Here is a 13,947-nt window from a genome sequence, read left to right on the forward strand (position 1 = left end):
TGCCAGAGAGGATCGCTCATCCCGAGGTTGGCCGATGCCTCGAACTAGTGTCGGCAAATCCGGAGCAAGCGGCCCATCCTTCGAGACAGCGCTGCGCGCTTCCTCAGGATGAGGGGGCTGGGGGCTGGAAGATCGTCTCTGTTGCCGGACAGGTTTTGGGATACCTTGCCAACCGCGCAGACGTTTCGTTTGCCATAGCCGGCAGTGTCGTTTTCGTTCAATCCCCGCCCCCAAGGCCGTCACCTCGGACAAGCGCAGCGCAGTTCCGGGGCCCACTCGCAGAGGCAGCTCGCTGAAGCGGTTGCATTGAGAACCACGCCTGAATTCTGGAAATGAGCAGACCCGGGTCTCGCGTTGCTCGCCCGGAGGGACTTCAAGGGATTAGCACCGGCGTACATTTGCGTCTGAGGTCTTGCTGGCAAGCACTCTAGTTATGCCAAGCGACGACTGTCAGACCGCCATCAGTCGCAGGCGGCGGTGATAATGATTTCGACCTTCAACTCCATCCGGGCAAGTTTGGATTCGCCGCAGGCCCGTGCAGGGGCATGTCCTTCGGGCACCCAGGCGTCCCAGACGGAGTTCATTTCGGCGAAGTCGCTCATGTCCGACAGCCAGACGATGGCTTGCAGAATATTCTTGCGTGAGGACCCTGCCTTTTCCAGCAAAGCGTCGATGCGCGACAGGCAATCCCGAGTCTGGTCGGCGACGCTCGTGCCATCGCCCACCTGTCCGCACAAATAGGCAACGCCGTTGTGCTTGACGATTTTGCTCATGCGGGGGCCGGTTTCGATGCGTTCTATCATGTGACGGGTTCCTGTTCGTCGGTTTCTAGATCTGTCATGGCCGCCAGTTCACCGAGTGTGACCGGTTTCAGGGGTGGCCGGATGCGGTAATAGCCGGTGTCGTCCTGTGAACGTCCACTTTCGTCCGCAAGAAGGTTCGTGACCGTCAGGCCACAATAGCGGCCCTGGCACGGGCCCATGCCGGGCCGTCCGAAAGCTTTGGTCTGGTTGGGCCCAAGGCAGCCCAGACCGGCATAGCGGCGAATATCGCCTGCTGTGACTTCCTCGCAGCGGCAGACGATGGTGTCGTCGGCAGGCAGCAAGGCTTCGCGGAAGGGCGGATAGGCCCTGTCTATGAATGGCCGGGCGGCCAGTTCGGTTTCCAGTTGCCGATTCAGTGGGGCGGCGTTCCGGTCACGATCTGCCGGCGTGGTTTTGCCGAGATCGCAAGCGATTGCCAGAGCGGCCAGCCTGCCTTGAAGTTGCGCAGCTGTAGCACCGCCAATACCCGCGCCATCACCGGCAATGAATACGTCCGGAAGCTGCGTGCGGCCCCAGCCATCCTTTTCCGGCACGAAGCATTGCTGAACTTCGTTCCAGTGATGCGGCACATCGATGGAGCGTGCCGCCTGGGTGTTGGGAACCACACCATGATGCAGCAGCACCGTTGCACACTCCAGATTGTGGCCTCTGCCTCCCGACGTGAAGCTTATCGTTTCGGCCTGCGCCTTGCCTTCAATGGCAATTGCCGATGCGCCGGTGTAGCGGGGAACGCCCGCCTTGCGGATTTCGGCAAGCAGACCCAAACCCTTGGCAAGCAGCCGCCAGCCGCGCAGCGCTCCGATCAAATTCCGCAGCGCTGCCTGCCTGTCGGCGAATGTCTGTGTTTCCACCAGAGCCAGGGGCGGTGTGCCTGCCCGGCACATCTGGGCGGCGACCAGATAAAGCAGTGGGCCGCTTCCAGCCAGAACCGCCCTTTCGCACATGAGGCCGGATTGCTTCAACAGGATCTGCGCGGCACCCGCGGTCATTACGCCCGGCAGGGTCCAGCCCGGGATTGGCATCGGCCGCTCCAGCGCACCGGTGGTTATCAGCAGGCGTTTGGATTTCGCGGCGGAGGCAGCACCGTCTCGTGTGAAGGAGACGCGTGGCCCTTTTTCGATTTGCCACGCGGTTGCGCCGCTCAGATGCCGGATCATCGGATGATCCAGCTCCTCGGTGAGAGCCTTTCCCTTGGTGTAATCGCTGCCAAGGATCTGCGCCCGGCCTTCCGGCGCGTTTCCGACGCTGCGATAGATCTGTCCACCGGGCCGGGCCTGCTCGTCCAGAAGCAGAACGGAAAGCCCGGCATCCGCCGCCGTTCTGGCAGCCGCCATTCCCGCCGGACCGGCGCCGAGGACAAGGAGGTCAGCTTCAAGCATCGCCATCTCCTCCGGTGCCCGGCATGCCAATATTCATGCCGGCGCTGACCTCGCACATGCAGGCCTGCCGGGTAACGCGGTCTATTTCAACCAGGCAGTCGAAACAGGCGCCCATCATGCAGAACGGCCCACGCTCTGCGCCTGAAACGGGCGTCTGCCGGAAGGAACGGACACCGGCAGCCAGAAGTTCGGCTGCCAGATTACCACCGTCGCGCAGCATCAGGTCCTTGCCGGCGAAGCGAACGCGGACCCGCCCGGTACCTTGTTCCAGCTCACGAAAGGGCGAAGCGGTCTTCACTGAACACCTCCAGGTCTGGCGCCGTGTTTGTCTTTTCCAGCCAGTCGGGCAGGAAAGAGGCATGGGCGGCGGCTAGCGTGATGCCGCTATGACAGGTCACGAGGAACGCGCCCGGCATCTCCGGACTTTCCTGATAAATCGGCAGGCCGTCAGGCGAGAGAACGCGCAAGGCACCCCAGCTGCGCACCAGTTGAGCCTTGGCCAGAATGGGATAGGCGGCGATCGCTTCGGCCGCGAGACCGGCAAGCCCCTTGGCGGTGACCTTGTCGTTGAAGCCGACTTCTTCGTTGGTCGCGCCGATCTGTATGCCACCTTCATCGACCTGGCGTGCAATCAGGGACGGCCGGTTGAGGATTCTGGGCAGTTTTTCGGTAATCAGAACCTGGCCGCGCTGCGGCCGGATAGGCGCCTTGAATCCGAGTTTCGGGCCGAGTGCAGCCGAACCGAGACCGGCAGCCAGCACCAGCTTGTTTGCTTCGACCACGGTGCCATCGCTGCAGTTGATCCTGAAAGAGCTGTCACGCGTGACCGTGTCGACCGTCTTGCCGTTCAGCACGGTTCCGCCGTTGCCGCGTACACCGGCAGCAAGGCCTCGCAGCAACTTCAACGGATTGGCGTGGCCGTCCTGATGATGAAGAATGGCCCCGGCGACCTTCGGGCCGACTTCCGGCTCTTCCCGGCGCAGTTCGTTGTGGCCCAGGATTTCATAAGGATAATCACCGCCAAGCTTTGCCTTTAGAATTTCATACTGGGCAACTGTCTCGGCTAGTGTCTCGTCCGAGAAATGGAGATCGTAGCCGCCCTTCTGCTCCAGCGCAGCGTCAAAGCCGGTGGCTTCGCGCAAGCTGGCTGCGAAATCTGCCCACGCGGCGGCGGAGCGCTGCGACCAGCGGGCATAGGCAGGCTGTTTCATGCCCTTGGATTGCACCCAGACGAGGCCAAAGTTGCCCCGACTGGCGCGGAAACTGCCGTCGTCACCGTCAAGAACGGTGACCGACCTGCCGCGCTGGAGCAGACCCCAGGCAACGGAAAGCCCCACGACGCCTCCACCAATGATGGCGTAGTCCGATTCCATGATGTTTCCCGAATAAGATCAATGTCCGGGCGGCGGTTGCCGCCCGGCGGTTCACGGCTGTCAGTTAAGGGCCTTGTCGAGGATCGACTGGCCCCACTCCTGACCGACATCGTTGAGAAGCTCCGGCCAGACCGTTTCCCGAACCTTGGCAGCCATGCCTGCAAGCTGTTCGTCGGTGAGTTCAACCACATTCGCGTCGAGTTCGTCGGCAAGACGCTGTTCCCATTTGCCCTGGTCTTCCTCGGCAACAACCCAGCGTGCCGCCTCGAAGTCTTCAGCAGCCTTCCTCATGGCCGCTTGGTCGTCTTCATCGAGACCGGAAAGCGCCTCGTTGGAGATGATCATAAACCAGACCTCAAAATGGGTGTTCGCTGGAATGTAGGACTTGGTCACGTCCCGGAACGACGCGTAGTAGCCTTCCGCGCCGGAGCCGATGACACCGTCGACCACGCCGACCTGAATGGCCGTGAAGGCTTCGGAGAAGGGGATCGGTGCCGGAATATAGCCGAGCGCCTCACCGGTGAGCTGGAAGCTCTTGATGCCTGGGACACGAACCTTGATGCCCTTCGGCTCGGTGGTGCCCGGCGTGACAGCGTCGCGGTTAAGCGAAATACCGCCGAAATAGACCGGGTAGGCTGCGAGCATGGTGATGTCCTGCTTTGAGAACAGTTCGGCCATGGTCTCGTGCAGTACACCGCCGGGACCATAAATCTTGCGGGCGTCTTCCCAGTTGGAGGCAAGGAACGGCACGGACGCGATCTGCATGCGCCGGTCCGTGCCGGTTGCCGCCGGCTGGGTTGCCATTTCGATGGCACCAACGGACACACGTTCCTGGACGGTAGTGTAGTCGCCCAAGGCCGAAGCGGCGTAGATCTCGATGTTGACGTCACCGCCGGTGGATTCCTTCACGGCTTCGGCATAGGCCTTCAGTTCAACGTCGATGGTCGCGCCCTGCGGGCGGACATGGCTCATCTTGAAATCGGCCGCCTGGGCAGCGCCGGAAAGCCCGATCAGTGTTGCGACGGCAGTCGCGGTCAGAAATTTCTTCATGATGGTGTTCCCCGTGGTTTTCATGTTTGTCCTCCCAAGAAAGTCGGTTCGATTCTGTGTTTATGAGCCGGCTCAGTAGCCAAAGAGACGCGGCAGGTAGAGTGAAAGGTCCGGCCAGAAAGAGGTCAGGAAGACCACCGGCACATATCCTGTCAGCACCAGGAACATCGCCGGCGGAATGACCTTGGTGACCTTCACCTTGCCGATGCGTGCGCCGAGATAGAGGATCGACGCATAGGGTGGCGTGACCCCGCCCATGGCGGTGTTGACGCCCATGATCGCGGCGAACTGGACCGGGCTGATATCGAGTGCCTGCATCAGCGGCAGCAGAAGCGGCGCCACCAGAATGATGGCGGTGGCATCGTTGACGACCATGCCGATCAGGAACAGCAGGATGTTGATCAGGATCAGCAGAACGATCTTGTTCTCGGTGATGCCGAAGATGACGCTGACCAGTTTCTGCGGCACGCCCTCATAGACGAACATCTGCCCCAGGATCATGGAAAACAGGATCATCAGCATGATCGCGCCAACAGCCGTTGCCGCTTCCTTGCCGGCAAAGAGGAAGTTGTCGAGACGCAGGCCCTTGTAAATCAGGAAGCCGACCGGGATTGCGTAGATGACCGCAAGAGCGGCGGATTCGGTCGGTGTCATGATGCCGCCGTAGATGCCGCCAAGGATCATCACAGGCATCAGGAGGGCCGGAAAGGCATAGATGCCGCGTTTCGTGATATCGGCGGTGAACTCCCGCGCAGTCGGCTTTTCGTCCAGAACCAGGTTGAACTTGCGCGCCATCCAGAGGTTCACGGCCGAGAAGTTGAACATGATCAAGAGGCCTGGGCCGAGCGTTGCCAGGAAACAGGCTGCAATCGACGTGTCCGTTACCCAGCCGAACAGGATCATGCTCAGGGACGGCGGGATCAACAGGCCGAGGATCGACGAGTTTGCGATCAGCGCGGTGGCGTATTCCCTTGGATAACCGCGCTTTTCCATTTCGGGAATGAGCAGAGGCCCAATGGCGGAAATACCGGTGAGGCCCGAACCGGAAATCGCACCGATTATGGCGCAGCTGACCGCCGCAACGACGCCCAGACCGCCACGGACATGACCGACGAAGGAATTGACGAACCGCAGCAAGGCCGCTGCTATTCCGCTTTCCGACATGATGGTGCCGGCCAGAACGAACAGAGGAATGGCAAGCAGCGCGGGGTTGCCGAGCTGCTGGAAGCCCCAGAGCACCATGCCTTTCATGGTAACGTCGCCGATGAAATACATGACCATCAGTGCGGCGCCGAAGCACCAGGGTAGCGGCACCCCCAGGGTCAGCGTGATGACCAGAACCAGAATGGCCAGAAGCGCGATCTCGATCATTGCGCGCCTCCTTCCGCCGTCCGCAGGCTGCGGACATGCACCAGCAGATAGGTGACGGTGTAGGCCATCATCAGCACCAGCCCGACGACCAGCGCGACGTCTGCATAGAAGGTCGGGATGTAAAGGGTCGGGCTCTCGCGCCAGACCCGCCAGGCATAGCGGGTGTAGTCCCACGCCCAGGTCAGCAGCCAGATGCCGACAACGAGGCTGATCAACTCGCCGACGATGGCCAGTATGGTGTGCTGGCGCTCTGTCTTGAGAAAGATTTCAAGGACGTTGGCGCGGATGTGGCTGTTTTCCCGCGAGGCGTTGACTGCGCCGAAAATATAGAGCCACAGCGTCGGATACATGATCGTTTCTTCCAGCCCCATCACCGGGACTTGAAGCACGTAGCGCGTGACGACCTGAACAAACTGGCCAAGCGCAACGATCAGGATCAGAGCCGTCAAAAGGCACTGCGTGAACCGTTCCAAAACCACCCCCGTATTGTTGGCGCCCTTTTTTTGGCGCTCGAACACCCTCTGTCTGGAAGGGGAGTATGGAGTTGGCTAATCCATAAAGGCAAATTCGAAATATTGCTACTTTGATAGAGTGACTTTATAGTTTGGTTATGAACCTCTCCTTCCGCCAATTGCAGACTTTCGTGCAGGTAATGCGCACTGGATCCGTCTCCGAAGCAGGGCGTGCGCTGGGGCGAACGCAGCCTGCCGTCAGCGCCATGATCGCAGGGCTGGAACGGGAGGTCGGCTTCCAGCTGTTCGAGCGCGAACGCGGCCGCCTCGTGCCCAAGCCCGAAGCGCATTATTTTCTGGAGGAAGCGGAGTTTCTACTGGAACGGCTAACACGTTCCACCCGCACGCTGCAGGACATCGGCAACCTGGAAAAGGGCAAGCTGCGTATTGCCTGCAATCCGGCTGCCTCCAGTTTCTTCATGCCCCGGGTTCTGGCCAACTTCTTGCGGGACAAACCGGACATCGAAGCCTCGCTGATGATGCGCTCATCGCCCGTCGTCACCGATTGGATCGCCTCCCAGCAATACGATATCGGCTTTGCCGAAACACCGGAGCCGCGGCGGACCATTATCTCGGAAGTCTTTGCCTTGCCGGGGGTCTGCGCTGTGCCGAAGGACGATCCGCTTGCCCGCAAGAAAGTCATCACACCCGCTGATCTTGACGGCAAGCCGATGGCGATGCTGTTTGACGATCACTCGATCAGCGAACAGACCCGCAAGGCCTTCAATGAGGCGGGAGCAAGGCTCAACAAGCGCTTCGAGCTCAGGACGTTCCTGCCCGCGTTGCAGCTGGTTTCCGAAGGTCTGTGCTACACGATCTGCGAGGGACTGTCGGCGATCAGCCACCAGGAAAGTTTCGGCGACCAGAACAGCCTGGTCTTTCGGCCTTTCAAGCCGGAGTGCTTTCTCAACATGTCGCTGCTTACTCCGGCCAACCGGCCGCTTTCCCTGCTGGTGGAAAGCTTTGCTGAGGTTTTGCGTGCCGAGATCAAGGCACTCGTGGAGAGAGCCACCGGTCTCCGTGATCTTTCTTGAGGTCTTGGTGAAGAGGTGAGACGGCTAACCCTCAGTGGGCGTTCGCCAGCTCCGCCAGTGACTTCTGGATATGCGCCACCATGAAATCCAGGAACAGGCGTACTTTCGGGTCCTGGCGGCGGCGGTGCGTGTAAAGGCAGGCCATCTGCACCGGGATTGGCGGTTCGTTTTCGAGCACCGGCACCAGTTTGCCCGAAGCCAGATAGTCGGCAACTTCAAACGCCGGTTTCAGCACGATGCCGTGGCCTTCCAGCGCCCAGCCGGTCAGGACATCGCCATGGTCGGATTCGAACGGGCCGGACACTGCGACGCGCTTGACGCCATTTTCCGTCTGCAGCGGCCACTGGAATTCCGGTGCACCGGGATAACGCATGTTGAGGCAGTCATGGCGGCCGGCGGCAAGCTCGTCGCTTGTTTTCGGGTTGCCCTTGCGGGCGAGATACTCCGGAGAGGCGCAAAGCAGCCGGTCGCAATCGGCGATCTTGCGGATCTTGAGATTGGAATCTTCCGGCAGGCCAAGGAAGAACGCGGCATCGAGACCTTCGCCCGTCAGGTCGACCTTGCGGTCGGACAGGCGCAGGCGAATGTCGATCAGCGGATTGGCTTCCTTGAATTTCGGGATCGCCGGGGCGATCAGCCGCTGGCCCATGCCGATGGGGGCGGCAACAAACAGCGTGCCGCGCGGTGAACGGGTGACATTGCTGATCTCCGCTTCTGCTTCTTCCACCGCCTCGATTATTTTTGTTGCACCGCGATAGAACAAGTTGCCATGCTCTGTCGGGCTGAGGGCTCGGGTGGTTCGCTGGAACAGGCGGACGTTCAGGTGCTCTTCCAGTTGGGACACCCGCGACGACGCGACGGCGGAGGAAATCCGCAGATCGCGTGCGGCGGCGGACATGTTGCCCAGCTCGTAAACGCGCAGAAAGGTTCGGATGTTTTCCAGATACGCCATGAGGATGTCCAACCGGGCCGGTTTATTGTTCCGATTTTTTTGAAACTGCTCGGAATTATCCCGAGATACCAGAAAATTCTTGCATGAGCTAGCTTGGGTCAAACGAATTTGGAGGGGAAGCAATGCTGGACATTGCCATCATTTGGGACTGGATCGCCTTTGCGGTTCGCTGGCTGCACGTGATTACGGCGATGGCCTGGATCGGCTCGTCGTTCTATTTCGTCGCGCTGGACCTTGGCCTGAAGAAAGCCCCGGACCTGCCCAAGGGGGCCCATGGCGAGGAGTGGCAAGTCCACGGCGGCGGCTTCTATCATATCCGCAAGTTCCTTGTGGCCCCGGAAAACATGCCGGAACATCTGGTCTGGTTCAAATGGGAAAGCTATTCCACATGGCTGTCCGGCGCGGCTCTCCTGATGGTCGTCTACTGGGTCGGCGGCGAGCTTTACCTGATCGATCCGGCAAAGGCCGATCTTGCCCTGTGGCAGGGTATCCTGATTTCCGCCGGGTCTCTGACCATCGGCTGGCTGGTCTATGACCGGTTGTGCAAGTCGAAGCTCGGCGAAAGCCCGACGCTGCTGATGCTGCTGCTGTTCGCGCTGCTGGTGGCCATGGGATACGGGTACAACGAGATCTTCACCGGCCGTGCCACCATGCTGCATCTCGGTGCCTTCACCGCGACGATCATGACCGCGAACGTGTTCTTCATCATCATTCCGAACCAGAAGATCGTGGTGGCGGACCTGAAGGCAGGGCGGACCCCGGACGCAAAATACGGCAAGATCGCCAAGCTGCGCTCCACCCACAACAACTACCTGACCCTGCCGGTCGTGTTCCTGATGCTGAGCAACCACTATCCGCTCGCGTTCGCCTCGGAATACAACTGGCTGATTGCTGCCCTTGTCTTCCTGATGGGGGTCACCATCCGGCATTACTTCAACACCAAGCACACGGGTGCTCCGGCACCGACCTGGACCTGGCTGGCAACGGCGATCCTGTTCGTCGCCATTATCCAGCTGTCCATGGCACCGCTCCAGCAGGATACCTGGGAAGCGTCGGAGGCCCGTCCGCTGACGCAGACCGAACAGGTATTCGCCAATGCGGAAGGCATCGATGATGTCATGAACATCATTCCCGGCCGCTGCGGCATGTGCCACGCTCGCGAACCCTTCTATGAAGGCATCCACTGGGCTCCCAAGGGCCTGCATCTGGAAACCAAGGCAGACGTCGTGCGCGCTGCAAAGCAGATCTACCTCCAGGCCGGCGTCACCAACGCCATGCCGCCCGCCAACGTCTCCTTCATGGAAGAAGACGAGCGCAAGAAGATCATCGAATGGTACAAGAACGCTCGTGGACAGCTGTCTTTCGGTATGGCCGCAACGCACTGAGCATCTACAGATGATCCACCCGGGACGCTCCTCCTCGCGGGGAGCGTTTTTGTTTGGGGCGACGTCTATGAAGGCGTGCTGACGGGCAAACGGAAATCAGATGCGTTGCGGACTGCGCAACGCGTTCAGATCTGTTCCGGAACTTCCGCCACAGGCAGCGTCACGAGGGCTATGCCGGGATCGTCCGGAGAAGTGCCGACGGAAAAGCCGAGCGACTGGCACATGGAGATCATCGAGGTGTTTTCCTTCAGAACCTCGCCCTTGATGACCTCGATGCCGTCTTCCCTGGCGTAGCGAATGAGCAGTTTCATCAAGGTCCAGCCGAGGCCCTGTCCCTTCAGGTCGGAGCGAACCATGATCGCGTATTCGCCTGTTTGATGGTCGGGATCCGCGTGCAGGCGGACGACGCCGAGCAAGCTGCCGTCTTTGGGTTCGATGGCAGCAAAGGCGATTGCGCGGGCATAGTCGAGCTGCGTCAGCCGGGACAGGAACCTGTGGCTGAAATCGCGCACAGGTGCAAAGAACCTTAGGCGCAGGTCTTCGGGCGTTACCTGCTCGAAAAACGTCTTGAACAGGTCCTCGTCCTCCGGGCGCACGGGCCGGATGAAGATCTCGTGCCCATCCTTCAACACAAGTGTCTGTTCCCATTCCTGGGGATAGGGGGCGATGGCCAGGCGGGAACTGCCGGCGCGGCCCGGTCGCTTTTCCGGATGGCACAACGTCATGCGGGCATCGAGCCCGATAAGCCCGCTCGGCAGGGCAACCAGCGGATTGATGTCGAGTTCCTGTATTTCGGGAATATCGATGGTGATCTGGGAGAGTTTCACCAGCGCCTGGGCAAGGGCTGCCTTGTCGAGGGCCGGGCGCGCCGGTCCGCCATCCAGAAGCCTGGCAATTCGTGTGCGGGAAATCAGTGCTTCTGCCAGATTGAGATCCAGCGGCGGCAATTCCAGCGCGACGTCTTCGCTTTCCTCGATTGCGGTACCTCCATGACCGAACACCAGGACCGGGCCGAAGTCCTGTGTTTCGGCAACACCCATATAAAGTTCCAGCCCGTGCCGGTCTTCCAGCATCGGATGAATGGAGAGCCCGGCGATCCGGGCGTCCGGGTAGTCCCGTCTGGTCTTTTCGATCAGTTCTTCTGCCGCGTGACGGACGGCTTCAGGGCTTTCCAGCCCCAGCCGCACACCATCGATGCGCGACTTGAACGGCAGATCCGGCGAAATCAGCTTGGCAACGCAATGAGCGGCGGTCTTGAAGAAAGGCTCCGACAGTTTGCCGGCTTCCTCTGGCGTTGTCGCCATGGCGGTTGCCATGATCGGCAGATCATATGCTTCAAGAACGGAGACCACTTCCGGCGGGCTGAGCCAGGTGCGGTCTTCCTGAAGCGCCGCTGTGACAATGCCGCGTGCCCGCGCAACATCGGGTGAAAACGTGCTGGGCAGGCTGGCCGGGGCCGCCATAAGGAATTCGCGCGCCTGCGCATCATGCGCCAGATGCATCAGGCTGCGGGCGGCCTCTGCCGGGCTGGCATAGTTCGGGATGCGCGCTTCGGAAAGGGCTGCCCGCGTTGCCCCATCACCACCGATAAGACCGGCAACAAGGGCCTTGCGCCGCCCGGTGCGCCGCCTGTCCAGCGCCGCCGCATCGGCAATTGCCTTGGCGATGGCCGACAAGGGCTGGAAGGCACTGGCAGCCTGAAGCACGACAGCACCATCCACATTCGGGTCTTTCAACACCGTGACGATTGCCTCGGTAATCTGTTCCGGTGTCACGTTCTCCTTCAGGATTACCGAACCATCGGCAGCGGGTGTCACCGACAGGCCGGCGTGGCTCCGGCTGGTGTCTTCAAGAGCTGTTCGAGTTTCGGTGCCAAGCTCGGCGAAGGAGCCGCCCAGATCCATCAGCCTGTCGACGGCAAGACTGGCAAGACTGCGACCGTTCGCAATGACGGCAAGCTTGTCGCAGCGGGGAACGCGAATGTGGGAGAGGGTTTCCAGTGCCTCGAACATCTCGTCAAGATCATGCACCCGCAAAAGGCCGGTGCGGCGAAACACGGTCTCATAGACCCTGTCAGTCCGTGCGAGTCGCCCGGCGTGGGTTCTGCCCGAGCCGCCTGTATCCCGGCTCTTGCCGGAGCGGATCACGATCACCGGCTTGCTGCGGGCAGCTGCCCTGGCGGCGGAAATGAATTTTCGCGGGACCGCGATGCCTTCCAGGTGAAGCACGATCGCACGGGTATGATAGTCCTGCGCGAAATAGTCGATCAGGTCGCTGATATCGACGTCCATCCGCGCGCCGAGAGAAACGACAGCGGAAAATCCGGTATTGTGGGTCTTCGCCCAGGAAAGCGTTGCATTGAGCACGGCACCGGAACGAGCGAAAAACGCGACTTCCCCCTTTTCGGGGCGCTCCGCGCTGAGGAGTGCGTTAAGTCCCCTGGCGGGAACGGCAAGGCCAAGCGTGCCTGGTCCGATAAGTCGCAAGTTCGTCGCCTGCGCGGCTTCGCGGCACTCCTGAAGCAACTCTTCAGGCCAGGTTTCAAAGCCGGGCGAAGGGATAAGCACGGCCTTCGTCCCACCAGCAGCAAGGATCCGGATCTTTTCCGGCAGCGCTTCCGCTTTGGCGAGATAAATTGCCAGATCCGGCATTTTCTCCAGATCGGCCAGCCGAGCGACCTTTCGGCCCTTGAAAGGGACATCCTCGTCGATCCCGACGAGCGTTACCGGATGGCCGGCCTCAATATCCTGCAGGCAGGAAATCAACTTGCTGGTCAGGACGCCCGGATGCCTGCAAGGGCCGATAATGGCTATCGATCCTGGCGCAAAGAAACCGTCGAGGTTGCGAATGGTCATGAGATCGATCCTTTGAAAAGCTCCGCAAGGAACGAGGCGTCTGAAACGAACCTAGGTCGCGCGTCGCAAAATTCACGAACAAGAAGCGAAAAACAACAGGGTGGTTGCAGACGAGCGTCCGGCCTTGCCGGTGTTTAGAGCCTGCAGTTTCATCATGTTTTCCGGTCAAAAAAAGCCCGCGGACCGGAGTGTGTCAGGTTCGCGGGCTTCATGCATCGCAAAATCTCGGCGATCGAGTGTGCGCCGGTGGCTTAATGGGCCATCAGAACCGGTACGGTCATGGCTTCCAGGATTTCCCGGGTTGCCCCGCCGAACAGGAATTCACGCATGCGGCTGTGGCCGTAACCGCCCATCACGACCAGATCGTTGCTGTTGTCGGAGACATGGTTGAGCACCGTGTCGGCAATGCCGGCTTGCGGGTTGGTGACAACCTCGACAGTGACATCCATGTTGTGGCGCGCCAGATAGTTGGCGACGTCGGCACCCGGTTGGCCGGTTGCTTTCGTGGCTTTCTTCTCGACAACCAGGACGGTGATCTTCTCCGCCTTTTCCAGAACGGGCAGAGCCGCATGGATGGCCCGTGTCGCGGTGGAGCTGCCGTCCCAGCCAACCAGCACATTCTTCGGCTGGAAGGATTTGCTGCCGATATAGGGCACAAGCAGAACCGGTACGCCGCTTTCAAACAGGACGGTCTCGATCAAGAGTTCACGCATCGGCTCCGGCTTGTCCGGATTGGCCTGACCGATGACCACCAGGTCTGTCGGGCGGCAATGAACCAGCACGTTTTCCAGGGGGCCGCCGGTGAGGATTTCCGCGAGCCTGCTTTCGCTCTTCACACCTGCCAGACGGGCCAGCTCGTCGAATTCCTTCTTGGCCTCGGTGGCCGCGGCAATCGCCTGTTCGTGTGCTGCTTGCAAATAGTCGACCGGCATCGGCGCGGCCGCGAATGCGGGAACGACCGGCTCGAACGACACCGCCAGTCCGGTGACATGGGCATCGTAGTTTCGGCCGAATTCCAGGGCGTATTTGGCGGCCGGCTGGTCACCTGCGAGATCCAGAACGGTCAAAATATCTTTGATAGGCATATATCCCTCCTGCGGCCGGTATCATGTCATCGAACCAGCCTCGTTAAAAATCTATAGGTCTGAATGTGGTGAGTCCTTGACGCGCATCAATGTCACCAACTTGTTCTGATAGCCGGCCGGGTGGCGG

12 protein-coding genes are annotated in these 13,947 nt (G+C 60.5%); 2 read left to right on the forward strand and 10 right to left on the reverse strand.

Translation table 11 applies throughout. The annotated features are described in order from the left end of the window. Positions 1-461: 461 nt before the first annotated feature. Genes Q666_RS61595 through Q666_RS61625 form a run of 7 tightly spaced genes read right to left on the reverse strand, consistent with a single transcriptional unit; the run spans position 462 to position 6,470 of the window. Positions 462-803, reverse strand: a complete 342-nt coding sequence (locus Q666_RS61595) for a RidA family protein (protein ID WP_023002136.1) — start codon at positions 801-803, stop codon at positions 462-464. After that, on the reverse strand, positions 800-2,203 hold the full coding sequence (locus Q666_RS61600; protein WP_081713404.1) for an NAD(P)/FAD-dependent oxidoreductase: 1,404 nt from the start codon (positions 2,201-2,203) through the stop codon (positions 800-802). The genes Q666_RS61595 and Q666_RS61600 overlap by 4 nt, the downstream gene beginning before the upstream one ends. Then, complete coding sequence (locus tag Q666_RS61605) at positions 2,196-2,501, reverse strand: (2Fe-2S)-binding protein (protein ID WP_023002134.1); 306 nt, start codon at positions 2,499-2,501, stop codon at positions 2,196-2,198. The genes Q666_RS61600 and Q666_RS61605 overlap by 8 nt, the downstream gene beginning before the upstream one ends. Next, a complete protein-coding gene (locus Q666_RS61610) occupies positions 2,476-3,576 on the reverse strand; it encodes an FAD-dependent oxidoreductase (protein WP_023002133.1) in 1,101 nt (366 codons plus the stop codon). Before Q666_RS61610 ends, Q666_RS61605 begins: the two co-directional genes overlap by 26 nt. 60 nt (positions 3,577-3,636) lie before the next feature. Then, on the reverse strand, positions 3,637-4,650 hold the full coding sequence (dctP, locus tag Q666_RS61615; RefSeq protein ID WP_023002132.1) for a TRAP transporter substrate-binding protein DctP: 1,014 nt from the start codon (positions 4,648-4,650) through the stop codon (positions 3,637-3,639). Positions 4,651-4,698: 48 nt separating this feature from the next. Further along, positions 4,699-5,997 carry a TRAP transporter large permease gene (locus Q666_RS61620; RefSeq protein ID WP_023002131.1) on the reverse strand — a complete coding sequence of 433 codons (1,299 nt, stop codon included), beginning with the start codon at positions 5,995-5,997 and terminating at the stop codon, positions 4,699-4,701. Beyond that, positions 5,994-6,470: a TRAP transporter small permease subunit gene (locus Q666_RS61625; RefSeq protein WP_031269776.1), complete on the reverse strand. Its 477-nt coding sequence runs from the start codon at positions 6,468-6,470 to the stop codon at positions 5,994-5,996. Before Q666_RS61625 ends, Q666_RS61620 begins: the two co-directional genes overlap by 4 nt. 137 nt (positions 6,471-6,607) lie before the next feature. Here Q666_RS61625 and Q666_RS61630 point away from each other — a divergent pair, with 137 nt between their 5' ends. Then, positions 6,608-7,543 (forward strand): LysR substrate-binding domain-containing protein, encoded by a 936-nt coding sequence (locus tag Q666_RS61630; protein WP_023002129.1) that lies wholly within the window; start codon positions 6,608-6,610, stop codon positions 7,541-7,543. Between the two features lie 31 nt (positions 7,544-7,574). On the opposite strand, the gene Q666_RS61635 is transcribed toward Q666_RS61630, so the two are convergent. Continuing rightward, on the reverse strand, positions 7,575-8,495 hold the full coding sequence (locus Q666_RS61635) for a LysR family transcriptional regulator (RefSeq protein WP_031269774.1): 921 nt from the start codon (positions 8,493-8,495) through the stop codon (positions 7,575-7,577). A 122-nt stretch (positions 8,496-8,617) separates the two neighbouring features. On the opposite strand from Q666_RS61635, the gene Q666_RS61640 reads away from it, so the two are divergent. After that, positions 8,618-9,880 (forward strand): urate hydroxylase PuuD, encoded by a 1,263-nt coding sequence (locus Q666_RS61640; protein ID WP_023002127.1) that lies wholly within the window; start codon positions 8,618-8,620, stop codon positions 9,878-9,880. Positions 9,881-10,005: 125 nt separating this feature from the next. On the opposite strand, the gene Q666_RS61645 is transcribed toward Q666_RS61640, so the two are convergent. Beyond that, the gene (locus tag Q666_RS61645) at positions 10,006-12,735 is read right to left on the reverse strand and encodes a GNAT family N-acetyltransferase (RefSeq protein WP_023002126.1); all 2,730 of its coding nucleotides are present in this window, start codon (positions 12,733-12,735) and stop codon (positions 10,006-10,008) included. 251 nt (positions 12,736-12,986) lie between these two features. Beyond that, positions 12,987-13,820, reverse strand: a complete 834-nt coding sequence (locus Q666_RS61650; protein ID WP_023002125.1) for a universal stress protein — start codon at positions 13,818-13,820, stop codon at positions 12,987-12,989. Between the last annotated feature and the right edge of the window lie 127 nt (positions 13,821-13,947).

Source organism: Labrenzia sp. C1B70 (assembly GCF_000475395.1).
Lineage (GTDB): Bacteria > Pseudomonadota > Alphaproteobacteria > Rhizobiales > Stappiaceae > Roseibium > Roseibium algicola.

What these genes read in the sequence shown, in the direction of transcription:
- Q666_RS61595 (WP_023002136.1), bottom strand. Translation starts at nt 803, where the DNA reads ATGATAGAACGCATCGAAACCGGCCCCCGCATGAGCAAAATCGTCAAG.
- Q666_RS61600 (WP_081713404.1), bottom strand. Translation starts at nt 2,203, where the DNA reads ATGCTTGAAGCTGACCTCCTTGTCCTCGGCGCCGGTCCGGCGGGAATG.
- Q666_RS61610 (WP_023002133.1), bottom strand. Translation starts at nt 3,576, where the DNA reads ATGGAATCGGACTACGCCATCATTGGTGGAGGCGTCGTGGGGCTTTCC.
- dctP (WP_023002132.1), bottom strand. Translation starts at nt 4,650, where the DNA reads ATGAAAACCACGGGGAACACCATCATGAAGAAATTTCTGACCGCGACT.
- Q666_RS61620 (WP_023002131.1), bottom strand. Translation starts at nt 5,997, where the DNA reads ATGATCGAGATCGCGCTTCTGGCCATTCTGGTTCTGGTCATCACGCTG.
- Q666_RS61630 (WP_023002129.1), top strand. Translation starts at nt 6,608, where the DNA reads ATGAACCTCTCCTTCCGCCAATTGCAGACTTTCGTGCAGGTAATGCGC.
- Q666_RS61635 (WP_031269774.1), bottom strand. Translation starts at nt 8,495, where the DNA reads ATGGCGTATCTGGAAAACATCCGAACCTTTCTGCGCGTTTACGAGCTG.
- Q666_RS61640 (WP_023002127.1), top strand. Translation starts at nt 8,618, where the DNA reads ATGCTGGACATTGCCATCATTTGGGACTGGATCGCCTTTGCGGTTCGC.
- Q666_RS61645 (WP_023002126.1), bottom strand. Translation starts at nt 12,735, where the DNA reads ATGACCATTCGCAACCTCGACGGTTTCTTTGCGCCAGGATCGATAGCC.
- Q666_RS61650 (WP_023002125.1), bottom strand. Translation starts at nt 13,820, where the DNA reads ATGCCTATCAAAGATATTTTGACCGTTCTGGATCTCGCAGGTGACCAG.